This window comes from Xanthomonas sp. BRIP62415, from assembly GCF_003993515.1.
GTDB classification, from domain to species: domain Bacteria; phylum Pseudomonadota; class Gammaproteobacteria; order Xanthomonadales; family Xanthomonadaceae; genus Xanthomonas; species Xanthomonas euroxanthea.
On record NZ_QEZH01000023.1, the window covers coordinates 54589 to 70910 of the forward strand.

At 67.7% G+C, this 16322-nt stretch carries 12 protein-coding genes and 1 tRNA gene; 7 read left to right on the top strand and 6 right to left on the bottom strand.

What is annotated here, in order from left to right:
* Positions 1–40: 40 nt before the first annotated feature.
* Positions 41–1903 (bottom strand): formylglycine-generating enzyme family protein, encoded by a 1863-nt coding sequence (locus tag EO141_RS07945; protein WP_104582240.1) that lies wholly within the window; start codon positions 1901–1903, stop codon positions 41–43.
* Between the two features lie 97 nt (positions 1904–2000).
* Between EO141_RS07945 and rnd the strand changes: the two genes are divergently transcribed.
* The 5 genes from rnd to EO141_RS07970 all read left to right on the top strand — a co-directional run bounded on the left by rnd (position 2001) and on the right by EO141_RS07970 (position 5757).
* Entirely contained in the window at positions 2001–3095 is a 1095-nt protein-coding gene (gene rnd, locus EO141_RS07955) for a ribonuclease D (protein WP_127168914.1), read from the top strand.
* Between the two features lie 462 nt (positions 3096–3557).
* On the top strand, positions 3558–3959 hold the full coding sequence (locus tag EO141_RS07960) for an H-NS family nucleoid-associated regulatory protein (protein WP_104649055.1): 402 nt from the start codon (positions 3558–3560) through the stop codon (positions 3957–3959).
* A gap of 88 nt (positions 3960–4047) precedes the next feature.
* Positions 4048–4123, top strand: a tRNA-Ala gene (locus EO141_RS07965).
* 171 nt (positions 4124–4294) lie between these two features.
* Positions 4295–4471 (top strand): hypothetical protein, encoded by a 177-nt coding sequence (locus EO141_RS21345; RefSeq protein WP_164739116.1) that lies wholly within the window; start codon positions 4295–4297, stop codon positions 4469–4471.
* A 206-nt stretch (positions 4472–4677) separates the two neighbouring features.
* Positions 4678–5757, top strand: coding sequence for a sensor domain-containing diguanylate cyclase (locus EO141_RS07970; protein WP_127168915.1), 1080 nt, complete (start codon positions 4678–4680; stop codon positions 5755–5757).
* Between the two features lie 226 nt (positions 5758–5983).
* On the opposite strand, the gene EO141_RS07975 is transcribed toward EO141_RS07970, so the two are convergent.
* On the bottom strand, positions 5984–6493 hold the full coding sequence (locus EO141_RS07975) for a chemotaxis protein CheW (RefSeq protein WP_104582169.1): 510 nt from the start codon (positions 6491–6493) through the stop codon (positions 5984–5986).
* Between the two features lie 11 nt (positions 6494–6504).
* Positions 6505–8163 carry a methyl-accepting chemotaxis protein gene (locus EO141_RS07980; RefSeq protein WP_104582168.1) on the bottom strand — a complete coding sequence of 553 codons (1659 nt, stop codon included), beginning with the start codon at positions 8161–8163 and terminating at the stop codon, positions 6505–6507.
* Positions 8164–8459: 296 nt separating this feature from the next.
* Between EO141_RS07980 and EO141_RS07985 the strand changes: the two genes are divergently transcribed.
* Positions 8460–9080, top strand: a complete 621-nt coding sequence (locus EO141_RS07985; RefSeq protein WP_115676869.1) for a DNA-3-methyladenine glycosylase — start codon at positions 8460–8462, stop codon at positions 9078–9080.
* On the opposite strand, the gene EO141_RS07990 is transcribed toward EO141_RS07985, so the two are convergent.
* Positions 9020–13414 carry a DEAD/DEAH box helicase gene (locus tag EO141_RS07990; RefSeq protein ID WP_127168916.1) on the bottom strand — a complete coding sequence of 1465 codons (4395 nt, stop codon included), beginning with the start codon at positions 13412–13414 and terminating at the stop codon, positions 9020–9022. The genes EO141_RS07985 and EO141_RS07990 overlap by 61 nt on opposite strands.
* A 230-nt stretch (positions 13415–13644) precedes the next feature.
* Here EO141_RS07990 and EO141_RS07995 point away from each other — a divergent pair, with 230 nt between their 5' ends.
* Positions 13645–13989: a DUF3301 domain-containing protein gene (locus tag EO141_RS07995; protein ID WP_119128642.1), complete on the top strand. Its 345-nt coding sequence runs from the start codon at positions 13645–13647 to the stop codon at positions 13987–13989.
* A gap of 198 nt (positions 13990–14187) precedes the next feature.
* On the opposite strand, the gene EO141_RS08000 is transcribed toward EO141_RS07995, so the two are convergent.
* Positions 14188–14631: a ClpXP protease specificity-enhancing factor gene (locus EO141_RS08000; protein WP_127168917.1), complete on the bottom strand. Its 444-nt coding sequence runs from the start codon at positions 14629–14631 to the stop codon at positions 14188–14190.
* 78 nt (positions 14632–14709) lie between these two features.
* Positions 14710–15345, bottom strand: a complete 636-nt coding sequence (locus EO141_RS08005; protein WP_024939278.1) for a glutathione S-transferase N-terminal domain-containing protein — start codon at positions 15343–15345, stop codon at positions 14710–14712.
* Positions 15346–16322: the final 977 nt, after the last annotated feature.

Here is a 16322-nt window from a genome sequence, read left to right on the forward strand (position 1 = left end):
GGTGAAACCCGCGCATGCGCATCGGCAATGCAACTGCGCCCTAGATGCCGCGCGCCAGGCGAAAGCCGATCCGCGCGCTGGTGCTGTCCGAATCCTGCGACTGCCGCCAGGCCGCACGCGTCTGCTGCGGCGAATTGGCCCAGCTGCCGCCGCGGATCATGCGCTGCCGGCAGCCGGGATTGAACCACGCCGCACCGTCGGCCGGCGCGCGCCGGTAGCTGGCATGCCAGCAGTCGGCCACCCACTCGCTCAGGTTGCCGCCCATGTCGTGCAGCCCCCAGGCGTTGGCGCGAAAGCTGCCGACCGGCGCCGGGCCCCAGAAGCCATCGCCGTAGCCGACAAAGCCGTTGTTCCAGTGCCGGCCGCTGCGCGAGACATCGTTGCCGCCGGTGAAGTTGCCCGCATCCAGCGGCGGCGAGCCGGCATTGCCCCAGGGATAGCGCCCGGTGGTGCCGGCGCGCACCGCGTATTCGAATTCGGCCTCGCTGGGCACGTGGTAGTGGCGGCCGGTCTGTTCCGACAGCCAGCTCGCATAGGCTTCGGCGTCGCGGATGCTGACGTGCATCACCGGGCTGTTGGGGGCGGCCTGCGCGCCGTTGTAGTCGGACTGCCAATCCACCCCGCTGCGGCGGATGAAGTTGCCGCTGCGCTCGTCGTACACCACCGAATGCCCGCGCCGGGTGGCGCGCGGGCGGGCGCCGGTCGCCTCGACGAACTGGCGGAACTCGGCGACCGTCACTTCGGTGATCGACAACGCAAAGCCGCGCGCGAAACGCACGTAATGCGACGGCCGCTCGTTGTCGGAAGCGCCGGGCTCGGCATCGCCTGCGCCCATCTGGAACGCGCCATGCGGCACCACGATCATCTGCGGACCACGCCCACCGACCTTGAGCCCGTCGGTGAACACCTGCCCGGGGCGGAAGCTGCCGTAATGGGTGGCCAATTCCAGCCGCCGCCGCAGATCGCCGGCCACCGCATCGCCTGGATCAGCGATGCGCAGCACTTCGGCCAGCGTTTCGCCGGCCGCCTTGAGGCCGCGCGGGGAGGTCAGATCGTGCAGGCCGGCGTCGTGCAAGGCGGCGATCTGGGCACGGCGCATGCGCTCGATACGCGCGCGTGCGTCGGCAATGGTCGGGGCGCGCTCACGTACCTGCCCGGCCATCTGCAACCAGTAGCGCGCGCCGATGAAGTCGCTCGCCTCCGCAGCCTGTTCGGCGCGTGCCAGCAGGCCGCTTTCCACCGCAGCCAGCCCCTGGCGCGTGCGCGGGTTGTCCGGATCCAGCTGCGCCGCATCGCGAAAGTTCACCAGCGCCCCGTTGCCGTCCTCGCCCAGCCGGCCGCCGCGCAGATCCTCCTCGCCGGCACGGTTGAAGCTCAGCACCCGCTGCGCGGTTTCCACCGCGCGTTGCAGCGTGCGCACCTTCGGATCCTGCGGAGCGAGCGCCAGCGCCACGATGGCCAGCTCACGCGCCTGTTCCAGTGCACTGTCCTGGCGGTCGGTCTGCTCGATCAGCGCTTCGCCCAGCTCGATCAAGCGACGCCGCGCCTGTTCCAGCCCGCGCCGGCTGGCCGCGTCCTTGCCGCCGGCGCGCTGCTGGATCGCCAGGTACAGCGGAATCGCGTCGTCCGCATTGCGATACAGCCGGTCATCCTGCAATGCCTGGTCGGCGCGCTTGCGCGCCTGCGCCAGCGTCTCGTCGCCCAGGTCCACCGGCGGTGGCTGCCATTGCGCCACGGTCTCGGCGGATTCCTCGCCACCGATGGACACATTGGGCTGGCTCGACGGCGCGGCGGCGGCAGCTGGGGGCGCCGCGGCAGGCGCCGGCGTCGGTGTCCGCGAACAGGCGCACACGCCTAGCGCGAGCAAGGCCCATGCTGCGATCCGGTTACCGCACTCACCCACCACCTGCTCCTTCCAGTGCTCTGCCGCACGACAGGCGATCGCGACGTTAGGCTATTCTGCGCGTTCTGCGCAAACCCTCGCTGTCGACGGAAATCACGTGCCCCATTGGATCACCCACCCCTCCGAGCTGACCGAACGCCTGCAGGCGTCGCGTCCATCCCGCATTGGCCTGGATACCGAATTCATTCGCGAACGCACCTACTGGCCGCAACTGGCGCTGGTGCAGATGGCCATCGGCGAGGAGATCCTGTTGATCGACCCGCTGATCCCGGGCATGAACGAGGCGCTCAAGGCGTGGTTGACCGCCACCGACATCGTCAAGGTGATGCATAGCGCCAGCGAGGATCTGGTCACCTTCAAATGCGCGTGCGGGGTGTTGCCGCGGCCGTTGTTCGACACCCAGATCGCCGCCGCGCTGGCGGGTGTGGGTGGCGGCATGGGCTATCAGAAACTGGTGCAGGAAGTGACCGGCACCTTGCTGAGCAAGGGCGAGACGCGCTCGGACTGGATGCGCCGCCCGCTGTCGCCGGCGCAGCTGGAATACGCCGCCGACGATGTGCGCTACCTGTTCGCCATCCACGACGAACTCACCCGTCGCCTGACCGAGCAGGATCGCCTGGGCTGGCTGGCCGAAGATGCCGAGCGCCTGCTCACCACGGTGGAGCACGACGACGGCGAGCGCTGGCCGCACGTGAGCCTGCGCACCGCGCAGTTCCTGGAACCGGCGGCGCAACGTCGCCTGTTGCGCCTGCTGCGCTGGCGCGACCTGCAGGCGCGCCAGAGCGATCGCCCGCGCAGCTGGATCCTGGACAACGAACTGGCTAGCCAGCTGGCACGGTTTCCGCCGGCTGATCTGGACGCCCTGCTGCGTCAGTTCGACAAGTTCCCCAAGGCGCCGCGCAAGCTCGCCGCCGCCGTATGGGAAGCGCTGAACACGCCGCTGCCCGACGAGGAGCACGCGCCGCTGGCGCAGGCTGCCACCGACGGCAACAAGGCCGTGCTCAAGCGCCTGCAGGATGCGGTGGCCCAGCGCAGCCGCGAGCTGGGATTGCCCGACGGCATCCTGGCCTCGCGCCGGCATCTGGAAACCCTGATCGAGCAACGCAGCTGGCCTGCACCGTTGGGACAATGGCGCCGCCATGCCCTGGAAGCGCAGCTGACGCCACTGCTGGAAGACACTGCGACGCAGTGACGTGGTGCAGCGGTCCTGAGATCACGCCTCCATGCGCCCGCCGCGAGGCGGGCAAAGCGCAGGCGGTTTTCAGCCAGCTTCACTTCCACAGCGCAGCCTGTGGATCAGACCACACACGCCAGCAGCATCCCCGTCGATCGCCGCATCTGAGATGGAGCTCGCGCCATCGAAGCTGGCGCAGTCCATCAGGACATGTTCTGGTCACGAAGCGGTCAGTGTCTGGCCAAGGACTGCACGGATGTGTCATCTCGCCTGGCCTGCTGCTGTATCGTTACGGCCGGGGTCGCCGTGTGCGCAAGCATCTTCGGCGGCCTCGCCAGACACCGCGAACGCGCGAACAGGCCCTGTGAAAGGCCTGGTCACTTCTGCAGGCGCGCACAACGGCCGCCCCCGGGCCACATGCCATAATGACGCGTGTCCATCGGGCAACGTCTCCACCACTTATTCCGAGGCTATACCTCTGTGAGCAATACCACTTCCAAACTGGATTCCATCGCACAAGCCAAAGCCAAGCTGCTGGACGAGCTGCAGAAGCTGGAAGAACAGGAAAAGACCGAGCGCGCCAGCGAGGCATCCTCTGCGCATGCCACCATCGTCTCGCTGCTGGAACAGTTTGCCGGCCACTTCAACACCAAGCAGCGCAACGATATTGCCGCTTACCTGGGCACCACTGCTGCACGCAAGGACGTGGTCAAGAGCGGCCGCAGCGAAGTCAAGCCGAAGTACGAACTGCCGCACACCGGCGAGACCTGGTCCGGTCGCGGCCGCACGCCCAAGGCCTTCGCCGCCTGGGAAGGGTCGGTGTCGTACAAGGAATGGAAGGCCAAGAATCCGGACCTCAAGTTCCCGCTCGTCCGCGAGTGATTGCCGCAGGATCGCGCCTTCGGGAGGCGATCCACGCCGCCGGCCTGCTTGGCGAATCGCGCCACATGTGGGTAGAATCAGGACACGTGGGGCGGTAGCTCAGCTGGGAGAGCGTCGCGTTCGCATCGCGAAGGTCGAGGGTTCGATCCCCTTCCGCTCCACCATTGCTTCAACCGTAGGGCCTCGGAAACGCCATGTTTCCGGGGCCTTTTCGTGTCGGGCGTGTGCATCGGGAGCGCGTCGGCCAGTGCAGTGCCGGTGCCGGTCACGGCCATGTCGCCGGGATCACATCGTGCGCGCTAACGTCCGTCTCATCATCACGCCGGACGCAAGCCATGAACAACAAGCAGAGCCAGCCCGACAAGGCCGCCGACAACCAGCACGGTGTTTCGGAGAGCCAGCAGGATCGCAAACAGGATGAGGCCGCCAAGCAGCGCCCCGGACAGGAAGACCTGCAGGTCCATGACGAACAGACCCGCCGCCCCAAGGGCAACGCCGGCCAGGGCGAATGACCTGCCGAGCAGGGCGGTTTCGCAGCGCCTCAGCGCGGGTTCGCTGGCGCTGCTCCGCCCTGCCCGATGTGGCAAGATCGGCGACAGCCGTCATCCGCCGGGGTGGATGAGGCCTACGCCAACCAGCGCGCGCGATGGGCTGCGACACGCCCTCGCCGCACGCACACCTCCCTCGCCTGACGGCGCCCTGTTCCGGTGGTCTTCGTATGCAGATTCCTGATGCGTCCGCGCTGCAACTCTTCCACGCGACGCTGTTGCCAGGCGATGCCGCCGTAGCGGCGCAGGTACCGGCCAACGAAGACGAACGCCTGGCTGCACTGCAGGACTACCAGCTTCTGGACACCGCTCCGGAGCCGGTCTACGACGAATTCACCTCGATCGCGGCGGCGGTCTGCCGTACGCCGATGGCACTGATTTCGCTGATCGACACGCAGCGCCAGTGGTTCAAGTCGAAGCTGGGCATGGCGCCGAGTGAAACCCCGCGCGAGCTGTCGTTCTGTGCCCACGCCATCCTCGAACCCGATCATGTGATGGAAGTGGGCGACACCCAGCTGGATGCGCGCTTCGTGCGCAACGCGCTGGTCACCGGCGAGCCGCAGATCCGCTTCTATGCCGGCGCCCCGCTGCTGACCTCCGACGGGATCGCGCTGGGCACGCTGTGCGTGCTGGATCGCACACCCCGCCGCCTGTCGGTCGCCGAGCGCGACGCACTACAGGCACTGGCCAGGCAGGTCGTCAACACCATCGAGTTGCAGCGTGCGGCCAGGCTGGTCGAGCTGGACGCATTGCGCGATGACCTCACCGGCGTGTGGAATCGCGCCGGCCTGGAGCAGGCACTGCAGACGCTGGCACAGGGATCGGAGACGGCCGCGTCGCCATCGCTTGCGCTGGCGCTGATCGACCTGGACGGCTTCAAGCGGCTGAAGCTGCAGGCTGGAACGGCAGCAGCGGACGCCACGCTGGTCCAGGCTGCCAGGATGATCGAAGCGCAGCTGCCGGAGACCGCCACGGTGGCGCGGTTGAGCCGCGACCAGTTCTGTGTCGCAGTGCCGGAGACAGCGGCGACCGAGGCCATGGAGATGATCGAGGCCGTGCGCAGGGCGATCGAAGCGGCGCGCTGGCCAGCCGGTGCACTGACGATCAGCGCCGGCCTGGTCGAGGTGGCAGCCGGTGCGTCGCTCGACAGCAACGCCTTGCTGGCGCGTGCACGGCACGCCCTGCAGGGCGCGATCGGCAAGGGACGCAACTGCGTGCGTCGCTTCGATGGCTGGCATCGGCAGGACTGAGCGGCAGACCACACCCAGGTCTGAGGAGGTCGGTCACCAGTGCGCGGATCGCCCCGGCCACGCAGCCTCGGGCGGCGTGGTCGATGCCGGTGTCCGGCTGCAGTCGTTGCGGTTGCGGATGCGGTGCGTACGCACCCGGGAACGCTTCCTTTAGTGGCTGATCACACGTGGCGGGCCGCCGCCCGGCGAGTCCGCAGCCGTGTTGGTGGGCTGCGCCTGGCCAGGCTCAGGCTGCCAAGGCATCGGTGTTGCCGGCAATTTCGTCCACCTGCAGCACCTGGTCCATCTCCAGCAGCACCACGAAGCGCTCGCCCACCTTGCCCATGCCGCGCAGCAGGTCGCGGCGGATATGCGTGCCGAATGACGGCGCCGCTTCGATGTCCTGATCGGCCAGTTCGATCACCGCGTTGACCGCATCGACCAGCACCCCGATCACCTGCGGTCCCTGCGCCTGTTCGGTGGCCAGGATTACGATGCAGCTGCGTTTGCTGATCGCACTGTCGGCACGCCCGAGCCGCGCCTGCAGGTCCACCACCGGTACCACCGCACCGCGCAGATTGATCACCCCGCGCACGCAGGCCGGCATCGACGGCACCGGCGTGGGCGCGCGGTACTGGATGATTTCGCGAATGCCAACAATGCTGATGGCGAAGATTTCACCATCCAGCTGGAAGGTCAGGTACTGGGCTGCCGCAGCGGCGTCGCCAGGCATCACATCGGGGGTCTGTGCAGTCATCGATCGGTCTCTCAGAAGCGGGCGAACTGGCCTTCGTCCGGGCCCTCGGACATCGCATAGGCAGGCGCCGCGGTGCTGCGCCAGCCGCGCGTTCCGGGCGCACGTGCCGGGCCTGCGGCCGCCACCTTGCCGCGCTTGGGCGGGGTGCTCGCAGGCCCCTGCCCGCCCAGGCGGAAGAACGCCATGCTCTGCTGCAGCTGCTCGGCCTGCGCGCTCATTTCCTCGGCGGTGGCGGCCAGTTCTTCCGATGCACTGGCGTTCTGCTGGGTGGTCTGGCTCAGCTGCACCACCGCCGAATTGATCTGGCTGACGCCGGAGGATTGTTCCTCGGACGCTGCGGAAATCTCCTGCACCAGGTCCGAGGTGCGCTTGATGCTAGGCACGATGGTGTCGAGCAGACGGCCGGCACGATCGGCCAGTTCGACGCTGGAACTGGCCACCTCGCCAATCTCCTGCGCGGCCACCTGGCTGCGTTCGGCCAGCTTGCGCACCTCGGCGGCCACCACGGCAAAACCCTTGCCATGCTCGCCGGCGCGCGCCGCCTCGATCGCCGCGTTGAGCGCGAGCAGATTGGTCTGGTACGCGATGTCGTCGATGATGCCGATCTTCTGTGCGATCTGCTTCATCGCCTGGGTGGTGGCGACCACCGCTTCGCCGCCTTCGATGGTTTCTTTGGCGGCCTGCGTGGCCATGCCATCGGTGATGCGGGCATTTTCGGTGTTCTGGCTGATCGATGCGGTCATCTGTTCCAGCGAGGCGCTGGTCTCTTCGACACCGGCGGCCTGTTCGCTGGCAGCCTGCGACAACGATTGCGCGGTGGCACTGACTTCTTCCGACGCGCTGGCCAGGGTTTCGGCACTGGTGTTGACCTCGCCGACCACCTGCGACAGCTTCTGCACCATCGTGCGCATCGCTTCGAGCAGCTGCGCGGTCTCGTCGCGGCCATGCACGTCGATGCGCATGGTCAGGTCGCCTTCGGACAGCCCGTTGGCCACCGTCACCGCGCGGCGGATCGGGCCGGTGACGCTACGGCTGATCACCACGCCGAGAATCGCGCCGAGCAGCACGCCGCCGCAGATGATGGCGATCAGCAGCTGGGAGCTGCGCGTGTGGATGCTGCCGGCTTCGGCATTGGCCGAGGCGGCACTGCGCTCGCGCAGCCCGCTCAGGTCGGTCATCAGGCTATCGACTTCATCCGAGCTGGCACGCACCGCACGCGAGAGTTCGGCCAGTTCCGGGTTGGCGTCGCGCAAGGCTTCGCGGTTGGCGGCGTCGATGAAGCGGCCGCGCTCTTCCAGATATTTCTGCCAGGCGCGGTCGAATTGCGCCAGCTTGTTCCTGCCTTCCTCGGTCTGGAAACTGGGCCGCGCGCGCGTCATGTAGTCGACCACCTTGGCGGTGTACTTGTCGATGTTCTGCACATGCGACTGACGCTCTTCGGCGCTGCTGGCCAACAACAGGTTGGCGCGTGCGCGGCCGGCGTAGATGAGGTTGATATTGGCCTCCTTCACGTTCGACAGGCCGAGCAGCTCGCGCTGGTACAGCGAGGTCGACAGGTCGCTGATACGACCGGAGTTGGAATAGCCCACCCAGCCGATGCATGCACCGATCGCCGAGACGATCAGGAACGCCACGATCAGCCTGGTTCCAATTCTGAAGTTGCCTAACATTGGGAAGTTCTCTTGAGATGGTGCATGTGCGACCTGCAGTGCAGGGTCGCCCGGTGGCGTGATGCGGATGCCGCTCGCTGCGATGCGGCTTGTCTAACCAATCGCTAATGGCTATCGGCGACGCCAAAACGCGCTTGAGACACAAACGGTGCTTAACCGCGTATTCACGCCATCGGATATGCGCTTTTGTGACCGGTCACGCGCTCGCAGGGCCGGGCATTCAGAAAATTCCTACCCCCGGATTGATGCCCGGACAGTCCGCAGCGACATCACGACTGCACGGTTAGGCTTGGCGCATGTCGCCACAGCCACTTCCACGCAGCTTCTATGCGCACGATGCCCGCCAGGTCGCACCGCGATTGCTCAACAAGGTGCTGGTCAGCGCGGATGGGCGCCGCGGCCGCATCACCGAGGTCGAGGCGTATTGCGGCAGCGAAGATCCGGCCGCGCATTCGTTTCGCGGCATGACCCCGCGCACGCAGGTGATGTTCGGCGCACCGGGGCATCTGTATGTGTATTTCATCTACGGCATGCATTGGGCGATCAACGCGGTGTGCGGTGGTGCGCCCGGGCATGCGGTGCTGATCCGCGCGCTCGAGCCGCTGGCCGCAATCGCCGCCATGCAGGCCGCGCGCAGCGCCGCCCCGCTCAAGACCTTGACCACCGGTCCCGGTCGCCTGGCCCAGGCATTTGGCGTGAACGCCGCGGACAACGGGCTGGACCTGACCGACGCGCGCGCACGCCTGTGGATCGAGGACGATGGCCTGCCGCCGCCATCCGGGCCGCTGGCAACGCCGCGCATCGGCATCCGCAAGGCGATGGATGCACCATGGCGCTGGGTGGTGCCCGATAGCCGCTATCTGTCGCGTCCGCTGCCACGGGCGACAGGCGCGCGCGCGGTGCTGCCGGGCGACTGAGCCAGCCACTGCTCCATCGGCGTCTGCTCGGCAGCGCCAGGCCCACGCTGCAGCAGGCGCAGGGCCTGCTCGGCCTGCTCGTTGCTCAGGTCCTGCAGCGGCTGGAAGCGATCGGCCGCCCATACCGCCATCGGCAGGCCATCGAGATAGGCCACCCGATTGCCGGGCACGCGCGCGACGCGCTCGCCCGGCAGGAGGCTGCCCAGCAGATTGCTCGGGTCGCTCGCGCTCACGCACACCCACTGCTGCGGCAAGGCTTGCGCACGTACGCGGCGCAGGGCGGCGATCGCATCGGGCAACGCGAACTGCTCGCCGGACAGGCCGGCGATGAAACGCCCGCCACGGATTTCGCCACGCGCTTCCAGGCGTTGGTACATGCGCAGCAATTCGCGCCACGGAGGCAACCATGCCGCCTCGCGCTCCAGCAGCCGCCAACAGACCACGCCGTAGCGACGCAACAAGGTGTGCGCCACATGTTCGAGCATGTCCTGATGACGCTCGCCGGCTTCGGCCAGCGGCAACTCCGGCAGCGCGCGCACCGGCGCCCAGCGCCCGGCATCGCGAATGCCCAGGGCACTGGCGCGGCGCCGGTGGCGCGACAGCGCCGAGGGCCGCTTGGACGCCGGCACCAGCAACGCGCGCAGCCCGGCATAACTGTCGCAATGCGCACGCCCGCGCATCACCAGTTCGCTCAGGGCATCTTCCAATTCGGTGCTCATCAGCCGGGCCGCATCGGCAATCTCATCGAAGAACAAGGCGCCTTGCTGCTGCAGGACCTCCGCCACCCGTTGCGCGCGCGAACCCAATGGTGCGTCGTCGCCATCGCGTGCCAGGCTGCTCCAGCGTTGCGCCGCGCGGCGCGGCAGCAGCACGATCGGCGTGCTGCGCAGCGCGGCACCGCCACGGCCACCGCCGGGCCGCAGCCGCGCCCACACGGTGCGCCCGGCAGTGCACAGCTCGTCCAGCCAGGCCGGTTGGTAGTCGCGCACGCGTGCCGGCAGCAGCTCGCTCTCCCACAGCACTGCGGGGGCCTCGAAGCCTTCCAGCTGCCCGACCACGCCGGCCAGTGCGTCCGGCCCTGCCACACGGCTGGCGCCATCGACGTGCTGCCACTCGAACAGGAACCGCGCGTAATCGCGCTGCGCCACCGGCTCGATCTCGCGGCGTAACCGCCCCAGGGTATAGCGATGGATGCGCGCCAGCAGATGACGTTCGCACCATTCTTCCGACTGCGCCTGCGCGCTGAAGTGGCCGGCCATGACATAGCCCTCGCGCTGCAGCGCGGCCAGGGCAAGCACGATCTCGGATTCGGGCAGGCGCAATGCGCCGGCCAGGGCCGGCACCTGCGCCGGGCCGACCGCAGACATTCGCCCGCGCAGCAGCTCGCGCACGGCCCAGTCGCGCTGCCAGTCGGCAACGCGGCAATCTGCCGGCGCCTGTAGCGGCGGTTGGGCAACGGCATGCGGATACAGCGGCACAAACCAGTCGATGCGCTCGGCACTGATCCACAACGCGGGCACCCCGTCGAAGGCAAGACAACTGGCGCGCCCATCGCCGGCGAGTGCAGCCAGCCACGCCTGCCATTGCGCATCGCCGGCTTCATCGACCGGAAGCACACCGAGCCCGACCAACGCCTCGTGCATTTCTTCGGCATCGCGCGGCTGCGGCCAGGCCTGTTCACGCACCGAGGCGATGGCCTCGGGATCGAGCTGCCCCAGGTCGTCACTGCTCTGCGGCGTATAGCGACGGCTCTGCACGGCCTGGGTGCGGCGCTCCTCCAGCGGTGCGTCGTCCAGGAAGGCATACGGCCGCGCATTCAAGGCTTCGGCCGCCAGCGGCGACGGTGCCGCCAGATCGCGCGCCACCAACGTGATCGCGCCCGACTCCAGCCCGCGCAGCACTTGCAACCAGCCCTCGCTGTCCATGGACTGATGCAGGCAGTCTTCCAGTGTCTGCGCCACCAACGGGTGGTCCGGCACCTCGCGCTCGCCGACCAGGTTCTCCGCGCAGGCGACCTGGTCGGGGAACACGGTCGCCAGCAGATCCTCCGACTTCATCCGTTGCAGTTGCGGCGCGACCTTGTGGCCGCCGGCAAAGCGCGGCAGCGCCATCGCATTGGTCGCATTCCAGCGCCAGCGCACGCCGAACAGCGGTGCATCCAGCAGCGCCTGGATCAACACATGCTCGGCCGATGACGAATGCAGGTAGCGGGCCACCTCCTCCAGCGCAAAACTGTGGCTGGTGGACAGCGACAACACGATCGCATCCTCGGTCGCGGCGGCCTGCAGTTCGAAGTTGAAGGTGCGGCAGAAGCGCTTGCGCAACGCCAGTCCCCAGGCACGGTTGATGCGGCTGCCGTACGGCGAGTGGATCACCAGCTGGGTGCCGCCACTGGCATCGAAGAAGCGCTCCATCACCAGACACTGCTGGGTCGGCATCGCGCCCAGGGCCGTGCAGGCATGGGCGAGATAGTCGACCAGTTGGCGTGCAGCTTCCACCGACAGACCCAAGACGTCGTGCAGCCAGTCGCAGGCGGCCTGATGTGGCGGGCTCTCCAGCCGCACCGCAATCTCTCCGCGCAGGCGCGACACCGCCGCCGACAATTCATCGCTGCGCCCGGGCGCCTCGCCCAGCCAGAACGGGATATTCGGTGGCGCGCCCTTGGCATCTTCCACGCGCACGCGCCCGGCATCCACACGCAGGATGCGGTAGCTGGCATTGCCAAGCTGGAACACATCGCCGGTAAGACTTTCGACCGCAAAATCCTCGTTCACCGTGCCGATCTTTTCGGCCTGCGGCTCCAGCACCACGCTGTAGTCGCCGGTTTCGGGAATGGTGCCGCCGGAGGTCAGCGCGGTCATGCGTGCGCCACGCCGCGCATGCAGGCGCCGATGCACCGCGTCGCGATGCAGGTAACCCGCACGCGGCCCAAGCCGTGTGCTGAAGCCGTCGCACAACATGCGCACCACGTCGTCGAAGCTCGCACGGCTCAGCTGCGCAAACGGCCAGGCACGACGCACCAAGGCGAACAGCGCGTCTTCGTCCCAGTCCTCGCACGCGGCCTCGGCCACGATCTGTTGCGCAAGCACGTCGATCGGCGCCAGCGGCATGCGCAAGGCGTCCAGCTCACCGCGGCGCACGCTGTCCAGCAGCGCGGCGCATTCGACCAGCTCGTCGCGGGTCTGCGGGAACAGGCGCGCCTTGGGCGTGCCGCCGACCTTGTGCCCGGAGCGTCCGGCGCGCTGCAGGAAGGTGGCGATCGAGCGTGGTGAACCGAGCTGGCAGACCAGGTCCACATCGCCGATATCCAGACCCAGTTCCAGCGATGCGGTGGCCACCAGCACGGTGAGGTCGCCGGCCTTGAGCCGCTGCTCGGCCAGCAGACGCGTTTCGCGCGACAAGCTGCCGTGATGGGCGGCGACGCGCTGCTTGCCGAGCAGATCGCCAAGATGGCGCGCAGCCCGCTCGGCCATGCGCCGGGTATTGACGAACACCAGCGTGGTGCGATGCTGCTCCGCAAGCCTGGCGACATCGGCGTAGACCTGCAGCCACTGATCGTTGGACATCACCACGCTCAGCGGCGTCGGCGGCAGGGCCAGCGCCAGATCGCGCTTGCGGGTGTAGCCGATGTCCACGATCTCGCAAGGCGGCGGCTGGCCGGCATCACCCGCCCCGACCAGGAACTGCGCCACGGTCTCGATCGGCTTCTGCGTCGCCGATAAGCCAATGCGGGTGATCGGGCGCTCGGCCAGCCGCTGCAGCCGCTCCAGGGTCAGGCTCAGGTGGCTGCCGCGTTTGTCCGCCGCCACCGCGTGGATTTCATCGACGATGACGGTGCGCACATGCCGTAGCGCATGGCGTCCGGAGGCCGAGCCCAACAGCACGTACAGGGACTCCGGCGTGGTCACCAGGATATGCGGCGGCGTGCGGCGTGCTTGCGCCCGCTCACGTTGCGGGGTGTCGCCGGTACGCACCGCCGTGCGCACTGCCACGTCCGGCAGGCCGCTCGCGACCAGGGCCGTGCGGATGCCCTGCAACGGCGCATCCAGATTAAGGTGGATGTCGTTGGACAGCGCCTTCAGCGGCGAAACGTAAACCACGCGGGTTTCATCCGGCAGCGCGCCGCCGTTGGCCAGGCCGTCGCGGATCAATGCATCGATCGCCGCGAAGAACGCCGTCAATGTCTTGCCCGAGCCGGTGGGCGCGGCTACCAGCGTGTGGCGTCCGGCCTGGATCGCCGGCCACGCGGCAATCTGCGCCGGCGTGGGCGCGGCGAAAGTCTGCGCGAACCACGCAGCCACGACAGGATGGAACTGCTGCAGGACAGGATGCATAGGCGATACCGCAGGCCGTGATGCCAAGCCAGGACCGACGGCGCGTGGATTCAAGGGGGTGAGTTCAATGGATGGGGTTGCGCTGCGCCCCACACAAGCCAGCCGCAGCAATGGCGATGCATCATGAAATCGGAGGACGACCGGCGCGCGACCTCGCCGGCGGCCAACGCAACACTGCGGCCCGGCGCGACGATTGTCGACCGGGCGCGTGCCATGGCACATTGACGCCCATGCCCAGCTTGATTCTCTTCATGATTGCCGGCGCCGCGCTGTACGCGTTCTGGAACTCCTCGCGTGCCGCAGCCGAACGTGCCGACATCCTCGGCCGCAACGCCTGCCGTGCCGCCGACGTGCAATGGCTGGACCAGAGCGTGCATTCCACCAACCTGCGCATCTGCCGCAAGCCCAATGGCTGGCTGGGCTTCGAGCGGACGTTCCGGTTCGAGTATTCGCACGATGGCATCGACCGGCATAGCGGCCGCCTGGTGCTGCGCGGCGATCAGCTGATCGCCTTTACCGGACCGCAAGTGGCCACGGTGACACCGCTGAGCCCGGATCATCAGCGCCTGAACTGACCGCGATCTGGTCGCTGTGGACGCATGCAGGCGCCTGGCCTGCAGGCGGCGACCGAAGACCAGCGTCCTGCAGCGCATTCAAGAAGCCGCCGCAGTGACTGCAACCGCATCTGTCGGTGCCCTCATTCGACCGCGGCGCACACACCACGCGTACCTGCCGCGGCACCGCACGGGCGCGCGGTGCGCGCCCGTCGCCGGTTACTTGACCACGCGCAGATGCGGACGCTTGCCGGCAGCCGGCGACTCGTCCGGCGTGGGCGCGCCCGGCGGCGGCGACGCACCCGGATCCGGCGGTTCGGTGCTGGTACCAGGGATATCGTCCGGCAAGGCCATGCCCTGCCCCGTCTCGCGCGCATATACCGCCAGGACGGCGGCCATCGGCACCATCACCGGATAACTGACGCCGCCAAAGCGCGCGGTGAATTGCACGCTTTCGTTGTCGACCTGCAGCCCGACCACGGCGCGCTCGGCGATGTTCAGGACCACACGGCCGTCCTTGACCGCACTGGCAGGCACCTGCACGCCGGGCAGTCCTGCATCCACCAGGACGTGCGGCGTCATGCCGTTGTCGTTGATCCATTCGACCAAGGCCCGCAACAGGTACGGGCGATGGCTGGTCATGCGGGGGAAATCTTCGCTCATGGCATCATTTTACCCGCACACGGCCCGCAGCGGCGGCTGCGCGATGCGGCGTCGGTCTGTTGGCATACAGCCGTCGCATCAGCCTGGCAGGTCGCGCAGTTTCTTTTCCTGATCGGTCAGGCTGCGGATGAAGCCGGGATTGCGGAAGATCCGGTTGCCGTAGTCTTCGATCGCCTTGCCATCCTTGGGCAGCCCGATCTCCAACGCGTCCAGTCGCCAGATGATCGGCGCCATTGCGCAATCGGCCAGACTCATTTCCGGATTGAGGAAGAACTTGCTGGCCTTGAACAGCGGCACCGACGCGGTGAGCAGTTCCTTCAGGCGCTTGCGGCCGGCTTCGGCCTGGGTCTTGTTGCCGAGCTGGATGGCCTGCACCTGCGGCACCCAGTCGTGCTCGATCCGCAACATCGCCAGACGCAGGCGCGCGCGCGAGAGCGGGTCGACCGGCATCAACGGCGGATGCGGGTAGCGCTCGTCCAGGTATTCGCTGACCACCGATGCGGCGTACAGCACCAGGTCGCGTTCGACCAGGGTCGGGACCGAATGATAGGGATTGAGATCGATCAGATCTTCCGGGGGATTTTGCGGGTCGACCGGCACCAGGTCGTAGGTCACCCCTTTCGCCGCCAGGACCAGACGGACCCGGTGGCACAACACGTCGTCGTTGGACGAAAACAAAGTCAAGGTATTCCGCATACGCACACTCGTCGCCATTCAAGGCTCTCCGACGACCGGAATCCGCCGGCCGCATCGGCGCGGCCGGCCCAACGCCGACCGTCACCACGGTCCTTCGAGTGTGCAATCACGTCACGCAAAAGCCAAGGGTGATAGGGCCTCAAAAACACCAACTGGCCATATTGTGGCAATCAATGTCGGGCGCGGCCGGCGATGACGCGTCATCGGCAGGTGGGTCCGCGGCGGATCTGCGGATTCTGTGCAGGCCCTTGCACGCCCACCATCGCGAGACACGCCGCAAGTACGTCCTCGACGCTGCGAGTTTGCTGCCGGGCCCTTGCCCGCCCACCATCGCAGGACACGCCGCAAGTACGTCCTCGACGCTGCGAGCAAGTACGTCCTCGACGCTGCGAGTTTGCTGCCGGGCCCTTGCCCGCCCACCATCGCGGGACACGCCGCAAGTACGTCCATGTAGGCTCCGGCGCGGCATCCATGCCGCTCAGGGTCCCGCGACGGTGAGCGGGCAAGGACCAGTCGAGATGGCCGGTGTGCATGGGAAGAGCAGTGCTGGAAGCGCCTCGTTTGATCATGAGCAGCGGCTCCACGTCTGATGCACACCGCACGACAGACGGCTTTTCGGATGAGCGCCGACCAACTGTCTGGTGGGTGTCCTTGCCGGTTGCGGGACCGTGTGGCGGCATGGATGCCGCCACACGGTCCCGCAAGGGACGGGTTCACGGCGTGTCCCGCAAGCGGTGAAGGCGCCGCGCCCTCGACGTTGCGAGTGTGCTGCAGGGCCCTTGCCCGCCCGCCGTCGCGGGACACGTCGCAAGTACGTCGATGTAGGCTCTTGAGTCGATCTAGGCTCTTGAACGGCGTCCATGCCGCTCAACGACTGCGCCACCGCCGACGGACGCGGCCCAGGCCCGGAACTGGCATATAGCATGCGCACCCCTGCCCTGCGCAGCGCCTGCATGCACCGGGCGATCGGTTGCTATTCCTGGGCGGCCGCGGCA